This is a genomic window from Bacillus sp. 22446 (assembly GCF_052044955.1).
GTDB lineage: Bacteria > Bacillota > Bacilli > Bacillales > Bacillaceae > Bacillus > Bacillus altitudinis.
The window spans coordinates 246531-264658 of record NZ_JBQEOD010000004.1 but is presented as its reverse complement, the minus strand read 5'-3'; the positions used below and the strand labels follow the sequence as shown (position 1 = coordinate 264658).

The window sequence follows — 18128 nt, the reverse complement described above, 5'->3', positions numbered from 1 at the left end:
CTTTCTTATTCTCCTTTGCCGATAAAGGAATCTTGCACCCTTTTCCAAAACGGAAATGGTCTAAATCGGGCAAACCGGACATTCTCGTCTGCCACTCGGCATTGAATGGATTTCACATCTTTATGCAGCAGCGACAAATGATCTATCGTCACCTGAAAATCCACATCATTAATCGGTTTGATCACACACGTATGGTGGTCCGGCAAAATGAGCGGCGAACCGACCGTTCTAAACACTCTGTTGTTGATTGAAGCCATTTCTGCCAGCTGGATCGCCCTAATGGATGGGTGAATAATAGCCCCGCCAAGTGCCTTATTATAGGCTGTACTACCAGATGGTGTAGACAAACAAAGACCATCTCCTCTGAATGTTTCAAAAAGCTGACCCCTAATCTCAACATCTGCCACAAGCGTACCTTCCATACTTTTAATCGTACATTCATTCATTGCTAAATATTTTTCTTCCCTGCCCCCATCGTTGTACCTGACGATGACTTCAAGAATCGGATATTCCACAATATGATAAGGCGTTTTGGCAATGGCTAACACAAGCTTTTCAATTTCACTCGGGACCCAGTCCGCATAAAAACCAAGATGGCCTGTATGTACGCCGACAAAAGCGGTTTCGTTCAGACGGTTGCTATACCGGTGAAAAGCGTATAAAAGGGTTCCGTCTCCGCCAACTGTAATGACGAGATCGGGTTCCTCTTCATTTAATTCCATTCCAAAATCCAATAAGTAGGTCTGTATTTTATTTTTAAGTGTGTCAGATACAGAATTCCCTTTCGAAGAAACTGCAAATTTCATGAATTCTTCTCCTTTTCCACCTTGCTGCGACGAGAAAGCAGCATCATATTTGATCAAGCTTAGGCTTAGCTATCGTTTTTCTTTTTCCGGGAAAATGCCACTTGCGCTTCTTGAATTTCCCCTCTGATTTCAGACATCTCATCATCAAGAAGAGATGCTGCTTCAGAAGCTCTTTGAAGGCGCTGCTTGACCTTCTCCGGGATATTCCCGCTATATTTATAATTCAGAGAATGCTCGATGGTCGCCCAAAAGTTCATGGCTAATGTACGGATTTGGATTTCGACGAGGAGCTGCTTCTCTCCATTGATCGTTTGCAGCGGATATAACACAACAAGGTGGTACGAGCGGTATCCGCTTTCTTTATGTTCTGCAATGTAGTCGCGTTTATCTACAACCACGAAATCTTTTCGTGACTGAAGCATTTTCTTGACGACTTGTATATCTTCTACAAATTGGCACATAATGCGAAGCCCTGCAATATCTTGCATTGTTTCAATCTCATGCATCGGGATGTTTTTACGCTTTGCCTTTTCCAATATGCTGGCAACGGGTTTCACTCGGCCAGTGACAAATTCTACTGGTGAATGGTCATCCTCAAATTCATACAGTTTTCGAATGCCTTTTAGTTTCACTTTTAATTCTTCGACTGCTTGCTTATATGGTGCGAGGAATTGATCCCATTGTTTTTTGTCCATGAAACTTCCCCCAATTCCAAATACCTAATTATTTCAGAGGAATGTGCTCTTCACTTTCTCTTCCATATCTCCGTAATTGGCATTGTCTTTAATATTGTCGATTAAATAGTTTAATTCCTGATGAAGTTGAATGAGTTCTAGCGTTTGCTCTTCCGCCGCCAAATAGACAGGGATTTCACGATTCATTGCTTCTTTTAATGGAGCCCATGTATGTTCTCCTAAAATAAGATACGTAAAAGACTCCTCAGTCTCAAGTATGTAAACGAACGCAAAGTGATCAGAATCAACAAGCATTTGTCCTGATGCTTTTGCTTTTTGAATTTGCTCATCTGACTGGACCGTCAAGATCAGCCTGTCTTCTTTTAAAGTTGCTTCTGTGATTTCAATTCTGTTTTGCATCATGATCTCCTTTACAACAAAGTACAGCTTTATTTTATCATATCAAGTTCAATATTGATAAACCGAACTTTTTGAGAAAATTTGATTTCTCCATTTCGTTGTTCATTTTGCCTCATTTAGCATCTATATACGTCTCTTTTTAAGGAATAAATAAGAAAAAATGAAACTTTTCATGTACAATAATCATATTTCCTCTAAATGAAAGGTTGATGTCAAAATGGCACAGGAAATTGAGATAGAACTAAAACAATTATTAATGAAAGAAGAATTTGAACAGTTAAAAGAATATTTTCAATTAAAGGACGAGGACTTCCACACTCAAACCAACTATTATTTTGATACACCTCAATTTGATATAAAATCCAAATTCGCTGCATTACGAATGAGAGAAAAAGGCGGGCAGTGGGTCCTCACATTAAAGGAACCGCATGAGATCGGCCTTTTGGAAACTCACCAAACGATCGATCCTCCCGCAAGTCTTGAACATTTCCACCTGCCAGAAGGTGAAGTGGCAGACAGATTAGTACACCTTCACATTCAAAAGGATCAAATCGTGTATTTTGGTTCACTGGAAACGTCAAGAGCAGAAAAAATGATCAAAGAAGGCTTAATTGTTTTGGATCACAGCCGATATTTAACAGTAGAGGACTATGAACTTGAATTTGAAGTGAGCGATTTAGACATTGGACAAGCCGCTTTCACAGCATTGCTTCAGCAATTTCAGATCCCACCAAGACACACGAAAAACAAAGTCGTACGCTTTTATGAAGAAAAAATGAAAACAAAAGAATAGATGAATTCCTTGAAGGAGGAACATGATGAACGTCAATCAACTTCAATCCTTTATGCAGCTTCAAGCACTCAAAACGTTACAATCTGATAATGGACAAACACAACTCACAGCTGGACAAGAATCAAGCGCTGAGACTTCATTCCAGTCGCTGTTGCAAGATTTTTTAGGCGGATCAGAATTATCTCGTCTCCCGCTTTCCATTTCTGCTTTCATGGGATCGGACCCATCAACGTCTCCGAACACGCAATATGCACGAATGAACCCATATTTATCTGCGATAGCGGGCAGTGAACAGCTTCAATCTCAGTCTCTTTATGCAAATGACAGCCAATTGAATACCGCAAATGGTATTGGAAACGTCTTAAATAACAGCTACACACCACCGCTTCAAAAAGCTGTTTCAGGCTCTTCATCAAAAGAGATTAATCAGATCGTCTCACAAATGGCTCAAAAGCACGGAGTTCCAGAAAAGCTGATCCACGCAGTGATCAAGCAAGAATCCGGTTATCGCACGAATGCTGTCAGCCATGCTGGTGCACTTGGACTGATGCAGCTTATGCCGTCTACTGCTAAATCACTTGGCGTGAACAATGCCTTTGATGCAGCCCAAAACATTGAAGGCGGAACGAAGTATTTAAAACAAATGCTGCAAAAATATAATGGAAATGTCTCACTTGCCTTAGCCGCTTATAACGCAGGCTCAGGGAATGTAGATAAGTACGGAGGCATTCCTCCATTTAAAGAAACACAAAATTATGTAAAGAAAATCACAGCTCAATATTTCGCCTAAACCGAAGAGAATAACCTCTTCGGTTTTTTGTATGTCGCTTTTCACCCTTTTTTGACTGAATGTGTTATGATATGGTCAATTGAACACGGAACCTGTCTCCCTCACTATTCCCAAAGGACCAAAGCGGTTTGTTTGTGGAATTGAGTAGAGGTTGTTAAAATAAGTATACAAGAATAGAAACAACAAAATAGAACAAACTGAATATCACTTTTGAAATACATGAAATTCGCAATAGGGTGAGCCATCCTATTAGCTACGAGTTAAAGGAGTAGTCAACATGGTACAATCGTTTAACGCACCTTACGAAGCGGTTGGAGAGGAACTTCTATCGCAACTTGTTGATACTTTTTATGAAAATGTAAAGTGTCATCCTTTGCTTCATCCTATTTTCCCGGATGACTTAAAAGAAACAGCAAGAAAACAAAAACAGTTCTTAACTCAATATTTAGGCGGACCGCCGCTTTATACTGAGGAGCATGGTCACCCAATGCTACGGGCGAGACATCTCCCTTTTCCGATTACTGAGGAGCGAGCGGACGCATGGCTTGAATGCATGGAGGATGCAATGGATCAAGTAGGACTAACCGGCGATATTCGTGACTTTTTATTTGAGCGACTGTCTTTGACGGCTCGTCACATGGTCAACCAAATACCTGAAAAGGACGGACGATCTTGAGCTGCAATCCGCATGAGCAATATTTCTCACATTGTCACGGACATCCTCAAAAGCCGATTGAAATCTATGTATTCATTGATCCTCTTAGCCCGGACTGCTGGTTATTAGAGCCATCAATTAAAAAGTTGAAAATGAAATATGGCCGTTTCTTCACTTTACGAACGGTTACAAGTTCTAGTATTAATGCTTTAAACCGGAAACGAAAAAAACATTTGCTAACCGAAGCGTGGGGGAAATTTGCCACGAAAACTCAGACCAAAAAAGAACAAATGCTGTCTGAACAAATTGTGACATCACCTTATCTCGCCTCTCTTGCATTAAAAGCAGCTGAACTTCAGGGCAGAAAATGCGGAATGAAATTTTTACGACTCATTCAAGAATCGCTTTTTTGCCATCAGCAGGACGTCACCAGTGAACAAGTCTTGCTAGAAAATGCAAAAACGGCTGGACTGGACATTGAAGAGTTCCAGCGAGATATCCATTCTCAAAGTGCTGTCAAAGCGCTCCAATGTGATATGAAAATCGCAGCTGAAATGGATGTGTCTGAGCTTCCCACTTTCGCCTTTTTTAATACGATCAATGGTGAAGAAGGATTAAAGATTTCAGGTGCATATTCTTACGATATTTACGAGGAAATTCTCTTTGAAATGATTGGCGAAAAACCAACACCTTCAGAACGACCGCCAATTGAATGGTTTATCGCTTACTTTCAATTTGCATCAGCAAAAGAAATTGCCGTTGTATATGACCTGACACTTGAAGAAGTTGAACGCGAGATGAAAAAGCTCGCATTTGCTAAAAAGGTAGAACGTGTACAAGTACATCAGGAAATGTTTTGGCGTTATACAGAAGGAGACAATCATTCAGATCTTGATGTCTACCGCTGTGAGAATGAACATGGGTGCTGACCCATGTTTTTTCTTAACTCTAAAAAGAACACTTGTTCTATTTATAAGTACGAAGAAACCGCGCCGGGATAAGCGCGGTTTCACTATGTCTTAACGACAACAAAGGGGATGGGAGAAATTTTTCACGGTCAAACAAAGGGGTAATGTTTGTATGTGATTAATTTCACATCTGTAGTATATCAAATTTTGTCGACTTATGACAACCGATATACTATATGTTCATATTTTTGTCACAAAACATAAGAGGACTGTCACTTTCATATAGTGAAAGTAACAAAAAAATGGGGGGATCTGCATGCGCAGCACAACCATTGGACTTGTTGCCATTGGCTTATGTTTCTGTTTAAATATATTAGGCTTAATGAAGATGCTGTCTCTTTACCTGACATCTCCACTCCTATTCGCTTCCATTCTCTTTACACTCTATCGAATGAATTACCGAAAAACCTTCAAAGGTTTTAAATCGTAATCATTGAATGTACAAACCTCGTTCATATAGACGAGGTCTAGCGTGTAGGCAAACCCTCGCATTCGGTGTCAGTCCTGCGTGCTAGTGCTCACGAAAGTCAAATTCGCTCCGCGCGAGTAACTCGGCCTTCCTAGCCTGCAAAGGTTTTCTATCACGCTAAAAAGAAGTCAAAGGGCTAAAATCAAGTTCATTTTAGCCCTTTGTCAACAATCTGGTCTTTTTTATTTCAAGAAAAAACTCCTGCCAAAAGGTGAGTTTGCACTCACACATCTGACAGAAGTCTTCTCGTTACTCACCAGTCTTTGAGATGAGCTCTTCCATTTCCTTTAATTTTTCTTCAAACAATTGACATGCTGCCTCAATTGGTTCTTTTGATGCCATATCTACACCAGCTTTTTTCAGCACGTTAATTGGATAGTCAGAGCTTCCTGCTTTAAGGAAGTCTGTATAGCGCTCCACTGCAGGTTTCCCTTCTTCTAAAATTTGTTTACTTAATGCCTGAGCCGCACTATAGCCTGTCGCATATTGATACACATAATAGTTGTAATAGAAATGCGGAATTCGCGTCCATTCTAATCCGATTTCCTTATCCACAACCATACCTTCGCCAAAATACTTCTTATTCAGGTCGTAATACAGGTTCGTCATAAACTCTGGCGTTAATGCCTCCCCTTCTTGCGCTTTCACATGAATCAGGTGCTCGAACTCTGCAAACATCGTTTGTCTGAATACCGTCCCTCTAAATCCTTCTAACAAATGATTGAGCACATACAAGCGCTGCTTTTTGTCCTCTAAATGATTCAGTAAATATTCACCTAGTAATGCTTCATTTGTTGTAGAAGCTACTTCCGCTACAAAAATACTGTAGTTTCCGTACGGATATGGCTGATGCTTTCTTGTATAGTAGCTATGAACAGAGTGACCAAATTCATGAGCCAGCGTAAATAAATTATCAATATTATTTTGCCAGTTCATTAAGATATAAGGATTCGTACCATAGCTTCCAGAAGAATACGCGCCGCTTCGTTTCCCTTTATTCTCATAAACGTCTACCCAGCGATTTTCGAGTCCCTCTTTTAATACCGAAACATATTCTTCTCCTAATGGCGCTAACCCTTTCAGCATATAATCCTTTGCTTCATCATAGGTCAGCTTCATGCCAGCATCTTTTACTAATGGTGTATACAAGTCATAATTGTGCACTTCATCAAGCTTTAATACCTTTTTACGCAATTCAATGTAGCGGTGTAATAACGGTAAATATTGATGAACTGTATCAATTAGATTGTCATACACTTCTTCAGGAATACTGTTGCGTGATAACGCTGCTTCTCTTGCAGATTTGTAATGACGTACTTTCGCATAAAAATTATCCTTTTTAATCGAGCCGCTGAGTGTAGACGCCAAAGTATTCTTATATTGATCATACGTTTTATAAACGGCTTTAAAAGCATTCTTTCTCACTTCACGATCATCACTGTTTAAAAAGGTAATGAAGTTGCCATGAGTAATTTTCTTTTCTTCTCCATTTTCATCCTTAACAGAAGGGAACGAAATATCTGCATTATTAAACATACTAAACGTAGTGGATGATGTTGATAAAGGTTCAGAGGCTTCAGCTAATAAAGCTTCTTGCTCTTCACTTAAAATATGCGGACGCTCCTTGTTAATTTCTTCGAGAGCGTGAGAATAAAGTTTTAATTCTTCTTTTTCCAAAATGAATTGCTGCAGCTTATCTTCTTGAATAGATAAAATTTCCGGAACAATATAGGCAGATGTACTAGACAGCTGTGTAAATAAATTGGATGCTTTATCATTTAAAGCCTGAAATGATGAATTTGTTGTATCTTCATCATATTTCATATGCGCATATGTATAAAGCTTGCCAAGCTTTTCAGAAAGTTGATCCTGAAATGTTAGGGCTTCATACAAGACATCAGCAGAATGGGCCAGCTTGCCTTTAAATTGGGCGAGCTTCGGAATTTCTTTTTTTACAGCTTCGAATTCCTTATTCCAAGAATCGACACTTTCAAAAATATCTTCAAGGCGCCATTTGTTTTCTTCTTTTACTTCGCTTCTGTCTGGTAAATGATTGTTGTTATTTTGTGAAGTCATATGAATCCCCCTTGCATGAGTTGTGTTGAACCAACCTTTCGGAAAGTGAAAGAAATTGGTGTTGTATTTATCTTCTTTGTTTTGAACTATGTTTGTCAAATCATATGCAGAAATAAATACCAAACAAACTAAAAAAATGAGAAAAAAGCGTTTCTTTCTATTCAATAGCAGCACCACCTTTTTCTTATCATGATCAAAGTGGGCATGAAACATGCTAATGAAATAAGAAAGTATCTCGTTTTATCGCTTCATCTGCTGTTCGTATAGGCTTTTGATTCGACGTTACTTGATAATTACCCTCTTTCGTCATGTATAAAAACCCTAGTTTAACAAGCGCCCGTACATATGAAATGATCACCTCTTTGATTTCTTCTATTGTGACATTGGCATATCGGAGCTTCACTTCTTTATGCTGGACACATCGCTCAATTTCTTTTAAAAGAAGATGAATGGTCACTTGTTCTTTTTCCTTTCTAACCATCCAATCATAAAGACATCCTTGCCATACATAAACAGGGCTTGAAAAGATATATGCTTCTGTCAGGGGGATAAATAATTCTGTCGGTAGAAATGGCCATGCTGTTTGATGATGCTCATAAAAAATGGTTCTTAAACGCTTGCTTTCATTTGCTAAAATGCGGGGTGGCCGCTCCCTAAATTGCCGAATACACTTGAGCCACTCTTTATACAATTGATGATTACTCGAGGAAACAGATAAGAGTGCTGATAGTTGGCGATAAGCTGAAGGCGGTCTAACGGTCATTGAGGCACATATTTTCGTTGGCTGAAACACGAGAAGTTGATCCAGGTGGATGAATCTATTTTGGATCGGACAATAAAAAATGAGTCTCCTATTCTTTGACTGCCTTAAAATGCCCCAATGAATGGAGGAGAATGAAAAGAGCTGTCCAGCCATTCGTTTTAAACGATTCGCCCCTATGATCCATATAGGATAGAGACCCGCAGCACGGAGACCTTCCGTTCGTTTATGTAGCTCTTTCCACGAAATATTTGCACATTGAAATTCGATGGCATAGCTTTTATTTTCTATAGCAACGGTCACATCAGGGCGCTGCTGAATGTTTGAGACATATTTCTCTAGTAACGGCTCATATCCAAGCTGCGTGAGCCAATCCTTAAGAGCCATTTTCCCTGCCTGATGATAAGCTGTTTCACCGGTGGACGCTAATGGACATGCCGAGAGCTGTTTATGTGCAAAATGATGAACACGATGCTCACCTAGCTTTAATAGAACCTCCTGCCTACATTCAGGACAGTAAAACTTGCACGTAGCTCTTACATGCTCTAGCCGCCTTTTAGTCAGATGTTGTGTGATGCGAATCAGCTTGCCATTCTCCATGATCGCTGCATTCATATATTTCGCCCCTTGCTCTTTGATGACCGTATTATAGCTTTTTCTCTCATCAGGAAGCGAATATCGAAAATGAATTTTTATCGTATCAAAACACGATTTCAACCTACTTTCCCTTAGTAAAATAAAAAATCCCCCTTTTAAAAAGGGGGAAAAGACAATTTTTATAAAAGCGGTGATAATAATCTTGCTGTTGATTCAAACAGCCTCACCCTCAAAGGTCTCTTCGCAAATTCTTCTGGAACAATTTCATGCGACTGCTCTAAATCACCTAAGAAGTCGTTGACCAGCTTCTCTGTGCTTTTTGTTTTATAGAGGAAAGCATTCACTTCAAAGTTCAGATGAAAACTTCTCATATCCATATTTGCTGTACCAATTGATGCTAGCTCACTATCCACAATGATAAACTTACTATGCATAAAGCCTTGATCGTATTCATATACCTTCGCACCTGCTTCTAAAAGTTCGGGGAAGTATGAACGGGACGCATGAAATACAATGCGTTTATCTGGATTTTTCGGTGCAATGATTCGTACATCGACTCCGCTCAAAGCTGCAATTTTCAGTGCGGACAAAATATCATCATCAGGTACAAAATAAGGTGAAGCAATCCAAATTGATTTTTTGGCGGAGATAATCATGGAGAAAAAGAGATTTTTAATGACTTCCCACTGTTTATCAGGACCACCAGCAATCATTTGTACGCCTTCTGCTCGACTCTCCATATGACTGAAATCTTTAAAATAATCCACACCCGAGCATCTTTCATTGGTCATGTAATACCAATCCTGCATAAAAATCTGCTGCAAATCACGAACGGCCTCACCTTTAATCATCAGGTGCGTATCACGCCAAAATCCATATTGTCTGCTTCTGCCCATATATTCGTCCCCAATGTTAAGTCCGCCGACAAATCCTACTTCTCCATCAATCACCACGATTTTCCGGTGATTTCGGAAATTGATTTTATTATTTAATAAGGGCAGTCTCACTGGTAAAAACGGAACGATCTGCACGCCAGCCTTTTCTAAGTCAGCAATATATTGACGGGAAAGTTTTAGGCTGCCTACATCGTCATATAAAAAGCGGACAATCACACCACTTTTTGCTTTCTCGATTAAAATGTCCTTTAATTCTTGTCCCAGATCATCATGACGGAGAATATAATATTCTAGGTGAATGTGATGTGTTGCTTTTTTGATTTCTTCAAAAATATGAGAGAACGTTTCTTCTCCATTGGTCAGAACTTTAGAGGATGTGCGATACGTAATAGGGGTATGTCCAAGTCTGTGGGCCAGTTTAAATAAGAGCTGCTGATGGTCACCCATATGAGTCATTTTTTCAATCGCTTCTCTGTGGATACGTTCATCTTCCTGGACAAGCTGTTCGTCTAGTACCGCTTTCTTTTCAAAAAGTCTGCGCTTTTTAATATTGCGTCCAAAGAAAATATAAAACAAAAACCCGAAAAGCGGAAAGCTCCCAAGCAGCACAAGCCACGTAATCGTTTGAGAGGGGTTTCTGTTTTCTAAGAAAATGACAAACCCGATGAAGATAATCGATAAAGTGAATAGAACACTGACGGAACTTAATACACTTACCGCTAGATCACCGGCAAAAATTTGGATAATCAAATAAGCACCTATTGTAATGATAAGAAAAAATAGAACTTTGACTACATTTCTCATTTCATTTTCTCCTTGCCGATCACTTTGTTTACTTTTTCATTCAGATAAAAAAGTCGATTCCTCTATAGAAATCGACTTTTGGTTGTTACGAGAAGTGCTGTTGAATCGTTTCAAGCGCATTCTCTTTGACAATCAGCTGACCGTATTCTTGCAGTCTGTAGATGCTGACCACTGATTCATGAGCATATTCAAGCAGAATACTAAGCTTATTCTCCACCTGCTCATCTGACAAATCCTCGTGGAAGTCAACATATAGATAATAACGGTTTTCAAACGAATATAAACTTGTCGTAAAATCCTGCATATTTAATTGAGAAAGTGCAATCAAATCTTCAAAGTCATCCATTTTTAATACGAACTGAAGTTGAAGTTTTTTGTCCTTCTCATTATGATCTTCTTGATCTTGCTCTTCTTTATGAAAATCATCAAGCAGAGCATCTAAACTTTCTTCATCTGTTTGATCTTTTTTATCTTCTGGAATCGGCAATTCGAGCTTTTGTCCATCTTTAGAAAGTTGGGCTTTTGTCACGACAATTTCAAGACCTTTATCAAGTGCCTGTACTTGAATCCAAAGTGGTCCCTCTACTGCAAATTCTTCTTCTTCGTGCACTTCGTCCATCACTTCCCAGAACAGCTCTTCACTGCGCTCACGATTATACCATATCTCTTCACGGTCAAAACCGCGATCTTCAATATCACCGTAGGAAATATAAAATTTGACTGTATGTTCATTTATTCTTTCGATTTCCATTTTGCCAACCTTCCCTTCTATATAAGATGTTGAAGGGACATACAAGCTCCCAATTAATAGTACTTTACTACACTTTACCCGTTCCGTCTACATGTTAACCATTTAAAGAAATGAGGTATTGCTGTGTACTGTCTATTTTATGATAAAACATGAATAAAAGAAATAAAAACGCATTTTTTGCAGAGAAAACTTGCAGAAACATATATTTGAATTGTCTTCATATATTGGTTGTACGAGCTATTTTAGTGAAATGAGGTGAACTGGATGGAAACAGAGTGGATCGTATCCTTACTGATGATTATTGGCATAGACCTCATATTAGGCGGAGATAATGCATTAATCATTGCGATGGCCAGTCGAAGCTTATCAAATGAAAAACGAAACAAAGCCATATGGATCGGCACACTTTTGGCAGTGCTGATGAGAATCACCATGACTGGTGCTGCCGTTTATTTATTGACCATCCCCTATTTGCAATTTATCGGCGGTCTCTTTCTCCTTTATATAGGATACAATTTGTTAATTGAACAAAAGAAAGAATCCATTCGGATTAAAAGCAGCGGCTCCCTTTGGCGTGCTGTTCAGACCATCGTGATTGCAGATCTTTTTATGTCACTTGATAATGCGATCGCTGTTGCAGGGGCAGCTAAAGGGAACATGGTGCTCACTGCCTTTGGCTTAATGATTTCAGTCCCGATTATTATTTGGGGGAGTAAGCTGATTCATGCAGCACTAACCAAGTTTCCGATTCTTTTATACGGAGGGAGTGCCCTTTTAGCTTTTACTGGCGGAGAAATGATTGTCCGTGAGGTAAAACTGAATGAATTTATGGCGCAGCATACAACACTTGAATTGTTGCTTCCCTTTTTAACCGTCGCAACCGTTATTTTAGCCAGTCTCTTTTACGAACAAACGGCTGAAAATAAATAAAAAAAGCTGCCAAATGATCGGCAGCTTTTCTTGTTCTCTATTAGTTAGCAAGTCGCTGAGCTTCTCGAAGTTGGAATGTACGAACCGTTCTAGGAAGGAAACGTCTAATTTCATCTTCGTTGTACCCAACTTGCAGTCTTTTTTCATCCAAAATAATTGGACGTCTTAGAAGACCAGGGTGCTCATTGATTAGTTTATACAATTGTTGAAGCGGCATTGTCTCAACATTTACATTTAGTTTTTGGAATACTTTAGAACGTGTTGAGATAATTTCATCTGTACCATCTTCCGTCATACGAAGAATCTCTTTGATTTCATCGATTGAAAGAGGCTCAGAAAAGATATTTCTCTCTTGGTATGGAATATTGTGCTCTTCTAACCACGCTCTTGCTTTTCTACATGATGTACAGCTTGGTGATGTGTATAATGTTACCATAAATCTTCACTCCTCAATTTGTAGAATGAATATTGATCTGTATTCTTAAATTAAAATTGTTCTAAATAAGTAATCTTTATAGTGATTATACTATAAAAAAGTAAGTGTGAACAGATTTTCTTGCAATTTTTGTGACAAAAACTAGACAATTTCATTCTTTTTGTGCTGATGTTTGAAGTCTGAACATTCTCATTTAGTCGAGATGATCGAAAATATTTTTTTGTTTTCTATTTTTAACGAGCTTCAGCACATCATCAACATCCTCATACGATTGTCCATACCATTCTTCGTCTTTATACGTATGGATTCCTTCGTACGTCTTTCTCATGGCCTCCATCATTTCTTCCTCATTATCTGTACGAGGCGACCAATAAAGAATTTCCATGCGGTTCACTTCATTCGTTGCAAGTGACCTGCGTTTATAACCAATTGATTCAGCATGCTTGAAGTGCTCTCTCTGATAAAACTTTAGGCGTTTTGCAGTATCTGCATCATCTTCATCTACAGGCTCGACCTCAAGCAAGATCGGTTTTCTTTTTTCCTTCAGCTTATGAATGAGCTTTGAGCCGAGGCCTTCACCTCTTGCATCCTTGGAAACAAATAAATAATCAATAAAGATGAAAGAATCAAATTCAGCGTACATCATTACATGATGAGGCCCTTCTTCTTTATGATAAATATCACTTCTTTCCTTTAATAAAGCTTCCATATGCTCTTTTGACTTCATTTCTTCTATCGGGAAGTATTCACTGAGCTTTTCATACCAATTCATGGATCCGCTCCTTATGATGTAGTTAAGAACCACTTCCTTATCTATTCCCGATTTCCTGCTATTTAAACGCCTGTACTAGTAAGACGCATCAATGCCATTAGTGGTTTCACTTTTTTTCAAGAGAAAGCAAAAAAGTTTTATATCGAACGATTCATGAGCATTTGAAAGCAAGCAAACAAAAGAAGTGTCATGGCGATCTGAAACATGATGAAATAAAGGTACTTCATACGCCGGACTTCTTCCTTCTGTTTATTCATGCGCCGATACAGAGCAAATTCAACTGAAAACGAAATGATGCAAATGAGCACTAAAAATGCGATCATCCACTTTCCTCCATTTGGTTCCATTAAAAAAGATATTGAAAAAAGCATCGTGACGATAAAAAGGTGAAGACATGAATAGCGAAACGTCTTCCATAACAACATTTGATTTCCTCCTGGTTTACTCATTTTACATAAAAATTACCATCAACTTGTTTTTTTGTAAAATAAAAAAAAGAAGCACTGATATCGCAGTGCTTCTTCTCTGTTCTTATTGTTTTGCTTTGATCTCTTTGAATTCTTCCTCAGTACAGCTGACAAAGTGACCTGGCTTCACTTCACGAAATTCCGTATTTGTTCCTTTATGAACAGATGGATCGTATTTAATCCGTTTGCGGTTACGCTCATAATCAGGATCTGGAAGCGGAATCGCAGATAGTAATGATTTTGTATATGGATGAAGCGGGTTTTCATATAATTCATTCGCTGGTGCCAGCTCAACCAATTTCCCAAAATACATCACGCCGATACGATCGCTGATATATTTCACCATGGAAAGGTCATGGGCAATGAATAAATACGTTAAGCCCTTTTCTTCTTGCAGCTCTTTCATTAAGTTGACGACCTGCGCTTGGATCGACACATCTAGTGCAGAGATTGGCTCATCGGCAATGATGAAATCCGGCTCAACAGCTAACGCACGAGCAATCCCAATACGCTGCCTTTGACCGCCTGAAAATTCATGCGGGTATCTATTCGCATGCTCTTTATTCAAACCAACCGTTTCAAGCAATTGATATACACGCTCTTTACGTGCTTGTGCTGATTTTGCAAGACCATGAATATCGATACCCTCTGCAATAATATCCACAACTTTCATTCGTGGATTGAGGGAGGCATATGGATCCTGAAAGATCATTTGCATTTTTCGGTTAAATTGTTTAAGATCTGTTGTTGATTTTTTATCATGCACATTCTGCCCGTTAAAAATAACTTCGCCACCTGTTGCATTGTATAGACGAATGATGGTTCTACCAGTAGTGGATTTCCCGCAACCAGATTCACCTACAAGGCCCAATGTTTCACCTCTATAAATGTCAAAGCTGACATCATCAACAGCTTTTACTTCATTAGGTTTACCCACATTAAAATATTGCTTAAGATTTTTCACTTGTAAAATAACATCTTTTTCACTCAATGTGATCCCCCCCTTTTTGCGCATTAAATTGTCGCATTCTTTGCTTAATTGATTCAGGAGGTTCTACTTTTGGCGCGTTAGGATGTAAAAGCCATGTAGCAGCAAAATGAGTTTCTGATACTTGATATAAAGGCGGCTGCTGTTCAAAATCAATTTTCATTGCAAATTGATTTCTAGCCGCAAATGGGTCTCCTTTTGGAGGATTCAACAAATCAGGCGGCGTGCCTGGAATGGCAAACAATTTCTCCTCTTTTGCATCAAGACTTGGCATAGAGCTCAGTAATCCCCAAGTATATGGATGTTTTGGGTTATAGAAGATCTCATCTACGGTGCCAATTTCAACAATTTGACCACCATACATAACCGCTACACGATCTGCTACATTCGCAACGACCCCTAAATCATGTGTGATAAAGATGATAGATGTTTCAATCTTCTTTTGAAGATCTTTCATCAGTTCTAAGATTTGAGCTTGAATGGTTACATCTAAAGCAGTAGTTGGCTCATCTGCAATTAAAATTTTCGGATTACAAGCAAGAGCTATTGCAACGACAACCCTTTGTCGCATCCCACCAGAAAATTGATGAGGGTATTGCTTGAACCTCTGTTCCGGTTTCGGAATACCTACAAGACTCAAAAGCTCAAGTGCTCTTTTTTTAGCTTCTTCTTTACTTGCATTTTGATGTTTTAAGATGGGTTCTATAATTTGCTTACCAATTGTCATAGTCGGATTCAAAGATGTCATTGGATCTTGAAAGACCATGGCAATATCTTTCCCTCTTATTTTCTGCATCTGTTTGTCAGAAAGTTTTGTTAGGTTTTTACCTTGAAACAAAATCTCTCCTTTTTTCACTTCGGAGTTAGATTTAGGAAGCAGACCCATGATTGATTTAGAAGTTACCGATTTACCAGAGCCTGATTCTCCAACAATGGCAAGCGTCTCACCTTTTTTCAATTCAAAATTCACACCTCGAATTGCCTTAACTTCGCCAGCAAATGTGTGGAATGAAATATTTAAGTCATTTACTTTTAAAATCGTTTCTTGTTTATTCATCAACATCACCGCCCCGTACTAATCTTTCATTTTTGGATCAAGTGCATCTCTCACACCGTCGGCAACAAGGTTAAAGACGATCATGATAACACTAATGATAATTGCTGGATAAACCATCTGATATGGGAAAGCGATCATTGATTTAAACCCATCTTCAATTAATGTCCCTAGTGAAGCTTGCGGCTCTTGCAGACCTAATCCAATAAAGCTTAAGAAAGCTTCAAAGAAGATCGCACTAGGAATAGTGAACATTGTATTAATAATCATCACACCTGTTAAGTTTGGCAACATGTGCTTAAAGATAATTTTAAAGTTACTTAATCCCAAAGTTCTAGCGGCTAGTACATATTCCTGTTCTTTCAGCTTCATGACTTGAGCACGCACGACCCTAGCCATACTGATCCACCCGGTAATACTTAGTGCAATAATAATTGGAATAATCCCTGGTTTTAAGACGAGAATCATTAATATGACAACGATTAAGTTTGGAATCCCCATTAGAACTTCCAAAATACGCTGCATCGCATTATCAATTTTCCCACCGAAATAACCAGAAATAGCGCCGTAGGCAACACCAATAATTAAATCGATCACAGCTGCAACAACAGCAATAAGCAGTGAGATTTGAGTTCCTTTCCACACACGTGTAAATAGATCTCTCCCAAGATTATCGGTACCGAACCAGTAGTAATGTTCAATCCCTTTTTGTTCATATGGATTGACCACATCACCATTTTTTAATGTTCTTTCACCAGTAAAAGGTAAGAAACTAACATGCTCTAATCCTTGGATTCGCGGCGGTAAGTTCGCTTCAGACGTTGTTTGAGTACTAAAGTCTTTGCCACTAATTAATGGTCCAACGAGCGCCATGAATACAATTAAAAATAAAATCACCATACTAACAACAGCGGCTTTATTCTTTTTAATTCTAAGCCATGCATCTTGCCAATAATTTAGACTTGGCTTTTCAATTTTTTCAGCAGATAATGTATCAACACCAGCGGGTTCAAACAGACTTTTATCAATATTTTCTTCTTGCTGTTTCATTATTTGTTACCTCCCGCTACACGAATTCTAGGATCGATAATTCCATATAGAATATCGACAATAAATACAACCACTACAAAAAGAACGGCAAATAAGATAGTTGTACCCATGATGACTGGGTAGTCATTTACTGTAATGGCTTTAACAAACTGCTCACCAATTCCAGGAATTGAGAAGATTTTTTCTATTACTAGTGATCCCGTCATTAAACTAACAGTCAATGGACCAAGTACTGTGACAACAGGTATTAAAGCATTTCTCATTGCATGTTTAAATGCGATCTCAAAATAGCCTGCTCCTTTTGCTTTTGCAAGTAAAATGTAATCTGTCTCAAGTACTTCAACCATTTCTGTTCTCATAAAACGAGCACAAATGGAGATAGGGAACATTGCTAACGCTATAGTAGGTAAAATTGTATATTCAAACCCATTCCAAAATTGAGTTGGTAATAACCCCAATTTCACCGCAATATAGTACTGAAGTAATCCAGCGAATACAAAACTCGGAATTGATTTACCGATAACTGCCAAGAAAGTAGCAGAGTAATCCACCCATGTGTTCTGTCTTAAAGCTCCAACTACTCCCAAAAAGATACCAACAATCGTTCCTAAAATAATCGCTTGAAGGCCTAGGACAGCAGATGGTCCTACTCGATATGAAAGAAGTTCTGTTACGGAGGTATTGTTGAATTGGAATGAAACACCTAAATCCCCAGTGAATGTATTAATCATGTAATGAAAATATTGAACAGGAATTGGCTGATCTAGTCCATATTTTGCATTAAGTACAGCTTGTTGAGCTTCTGACAACTTTTGCGCATTAACAAAAGGAGAACCCGGAATAAGTTTCATTAAGAAAAAAGTGATTGAAACAATGATGAAGAGGGTAACAACCATGTAGGCAACCCGTCTAATTAAGTATTTCAGCATACTTGCACCTCCTGATAAAACTGACTTTTCTGTATATTTCGAC

Annotated in this window: 20 protein-coding genes; 6 read left to right on the top strand and 14 right to left on the bottom strand. The window is 38.7% G+C overall.

The genetic code is table 11. The features are described 5' to 3' along the window. Positions 1–5 precede the first annotated feature (5 nt). From ACTJJD_RS11125 to ACTJJD_RS11115, 3 genes are all read right to left on the bottom strand, one after another. Complete coding sequence (locus ACTJJD_RS11125; protein WP_008355343.1) at positions 6–806, bottom strand: NAD kinase; 801 nt, start codon at positions 804–806, stop codon at positions 6–8. A gap of 65 nt (positions 807–871) precedes the next feature. Then, positions 872–1501, bottom strand: coding sequence for a GTP pyrophosphokinase (locus tag ACTJJD_RS11120; RefSeq protein WP_008348457.1), 630 nt, complete (start codon positions 1499–1501; stop codon positions 872–874). Between the two features lie 33 nt (positions 1502–1534). Beyond that, positions 1535–1900 carry a hypothetical protein gene (locus ACTJJD_RS11115; protein ID WP_008348459.1) on the bottom strand — a complete coding sequence of 122 codons (366 nt, stop codon included), beginning with the start codon at positions 1898–1900 and terminating at the stop codon, positions 1535–1537. A gap of 217 nt (positions 1901–2117) precedes the next feature. Between ACTJJD_RS11115 and ACTJJD_RS11110 the strand changes: the two genes are divergently transcribed. The 5 genes from ACTJJD_RS11110 to ACTJJD_RS11090 all read left to right on the top strand — a co-directional run bounded on the left by ACTJJD_RS11110 (position 2118) and on the right by ACTJJD_RS11090 (position 5536). Further along, positions 2118–2693, top strand: coding sequence for a CYTH domain-containing protein (locus ACTJJD_RS11110; RefSeq protein WP_007498999.1), 576 nt, complete (start codon positions 2118–2120; stop codon positions 2691–2693). Between the two features lie 25 nt (positions 2694–2718). Beyond that, the gene (locus ACTJJD_RS11105) at positions 2719–3483 is read left to right on the top strand and encodes a lytic transglycosylase domain-containing protein (RefSeq protein WP_008348461.1); all 765 of its coding nucleotides are present in this window, start codon (positions 2719–2721) and stop codon (positions 3481–3483) included. A gap of 277 nt (positions 3484–3760) precedes the next feature. Next, on the top strand, positions 3761–4159 hold the full coding sequence (locus ACTJJD_RS11100; protein WP_007499001.1) for a globin domain-containing protein: 399 nt from the start codon (positions 3761–3763) through the stop codon (positions 4157–4159). Beyond that, entirely contained in the window at positions 4156–5067 is a 912-nt protein-coding gene (locus ACTJJD_RS11095; protein WP_007499002.1) for a ClpXP adapter SpxH family protein, read from the top strand. The genes ACTJJD_RS11100 and ACTJJD_RS11095 overlap by 4 nt, the downstream gene beginning before the upstream one ends. A gap of 295 nt (positions 5068–5362) precedes the next feature. Next, entirely contained in the window at positions 5363–5536 is a 174-nt protein-coding gene (locus ACTJJD_RS11090; RefSeq protein ID WP_440608389.1) for a hypothetical protein, read from the top strand. 288 nt (positions 5537–5824) lie between these two features. On the opposite strand, the gene pepF is transcribed toward ACTJJD_RS11090, so the two are convergent. From pepF to mecA, 4 genes are all read right to left on the bottom strand, one after another. Beyond that, positions 5825–7651: an oligoendopeptidase F gene (pepF, locus tag ACTJJD_RS11085; RefSeq protein ID WP_282746884.1), complete on the bottom strand. Its 1827-nt coding sequence runs from the start codon at positions 7649–7651 to the stop codon at positions 5825–5827. A gap of 214 nt (positions 7652–7865) precedes the next feature. Then, on the bottom strand, positions 7866–9128 hold the full coding sequence (locus ACTJJD_RS11080) for a competence protein CoiA (RefSeq protein WP_440608388.1): 1263 nt from the start codon (positions 9126–9128) through the stop codon (positions 7866–7868). A gap of 59 nt (positions 9129–9187) precedes the next feature. Further along, a complete protein-coding gene (cls, locus tag ACTJJD_RS11075; RefSeq protein ID WP_008348473.1) occupies positions 9188–10708 on the bottom strand; it encodes a cardiolipin synthase in 1521 nt (506 codons plus the stop codon). Between the two features lie 85 nt (positions 10709–10793). Further along, positions 10794–11459 (bottom strand): adaptor protein MecA, encoded by a 666-nt coding sequence (gene mecA, locus ACTJJD_RS11070; RefSeq protein WP_008348474.1) that lies wholly within the window; start codon positions 11457–11459, stop codon positions 10794–10796. 264 nt (positions 11460–11723) lie between these two features. Between mecA and ACTJJD_RS11065 the strand changes: the two genes are divergently transcribed. Next, complete coding sequence (locus tag ACTJJD_RS11065) at positions 11724–12389, top strand: TerC family protein (RefSeq protein ID WP_440608387.1); 666 nt, start codon at positions 11724–11726, stop codon at positions 12387–12389. Positions 12390–12429: 40 nt separating this feature from the next. Here the strand turns inward: ACTJJD_RS11065 and spxA are convergent, their stop codons facing one another. The 7 genes from spxA to opp3b form a co-directional block, all read right to left on the bottom strand. After that, positions 12430–12825: a transcriptional regulator SpxA gene (spxA, locus tag ACTJJD_RS11060; protein WP_003211421.1), complete on the bottom strand. Its 396-nt coding sequence runs from the start codon at positions 12823–12825 to the stop codon at positions 12430–12432. A 193-nt stretch (positions 12826–13018) separates the two neighbouring features. Continuing rightward, entirely contained in the window at positions 13019–13597 is a 579-nt protein-coding gene (locus tag ACTJJD_RS11055; protein WP_008348478.1) for a GNAT family N-acetyltransferase, read from the bottom strand. A 137-nt stretch (positions 13598–13734) separates the two neighbouring features. Continuing rightward, the gene (locus tag ACTJJD_RS11050) at positions 13735–14022 is read right to left on the bottom strand and encodes a hypothetical protein (RefSeq protein WP_251185931.1); all 288 of its coding nucleotides are present in this window, start codon (positions 14020–14022) and stop codon (positions 13735–13737) included. Between the two features lie 106 nt (positions 14023–14128). Continuing rightward, positions 14129–15079, bottom strand: a complete 951-nt coding sequence (locus ACTJJD_RS11045) for an ABC transporter ATP-binding protein (protein ID WP_373467165.1) — start codon at positions 15077–15079, stop codon at positions 14129–14131. Beyond that, the gene (locus ACTJJD_RS11040; protein ID WP_035392433.1) at positions 15048–16109 is read right to left on the bottom strand and encodes an ABC transporter ATP-binding protein; all 1062 of its coding nucleotides are present in this window, start codon (positions 16107–16109) and stop codon (positions 15048–15050) included. The genes ACTJJD_RS11045 and ACTJJD_RS11040 overlap by 32 nt, the downstream gene beginning before the upstream one ends. An 18-nt stretch (positions 16110–16127) precedes the next feature. Further along, positions 16128–17156 carry an oligopeptide ABC transporter permease gene (gene opp3C / locus ACTJJD_RS11035; protein WP_035392435.1) on the bottom strand — a complete coding sequence of 343 codons (1029 nt, stop codon included), beginning with the start codon at positions 17154–17156 and terminating at the stop codon, positions 16128–16130. Continuing rightward, positions 17156–18085, bottom strand: a complete 930-nt coding sequence (gene opp3b, locus ACTJJD_RS11030; RefSeq protein WP_035392438.1) for an oligopeptide ABC transporter permease — start codon at positions 18083–18085, stop codon at positions 17156–17158. The genes opp3C and opp3b overlap by 1 nt, the downstream gene beginning before the upstream one ends. Between the last annotated feature and the right edge of the window lie 43 nt (positions 18086–18128).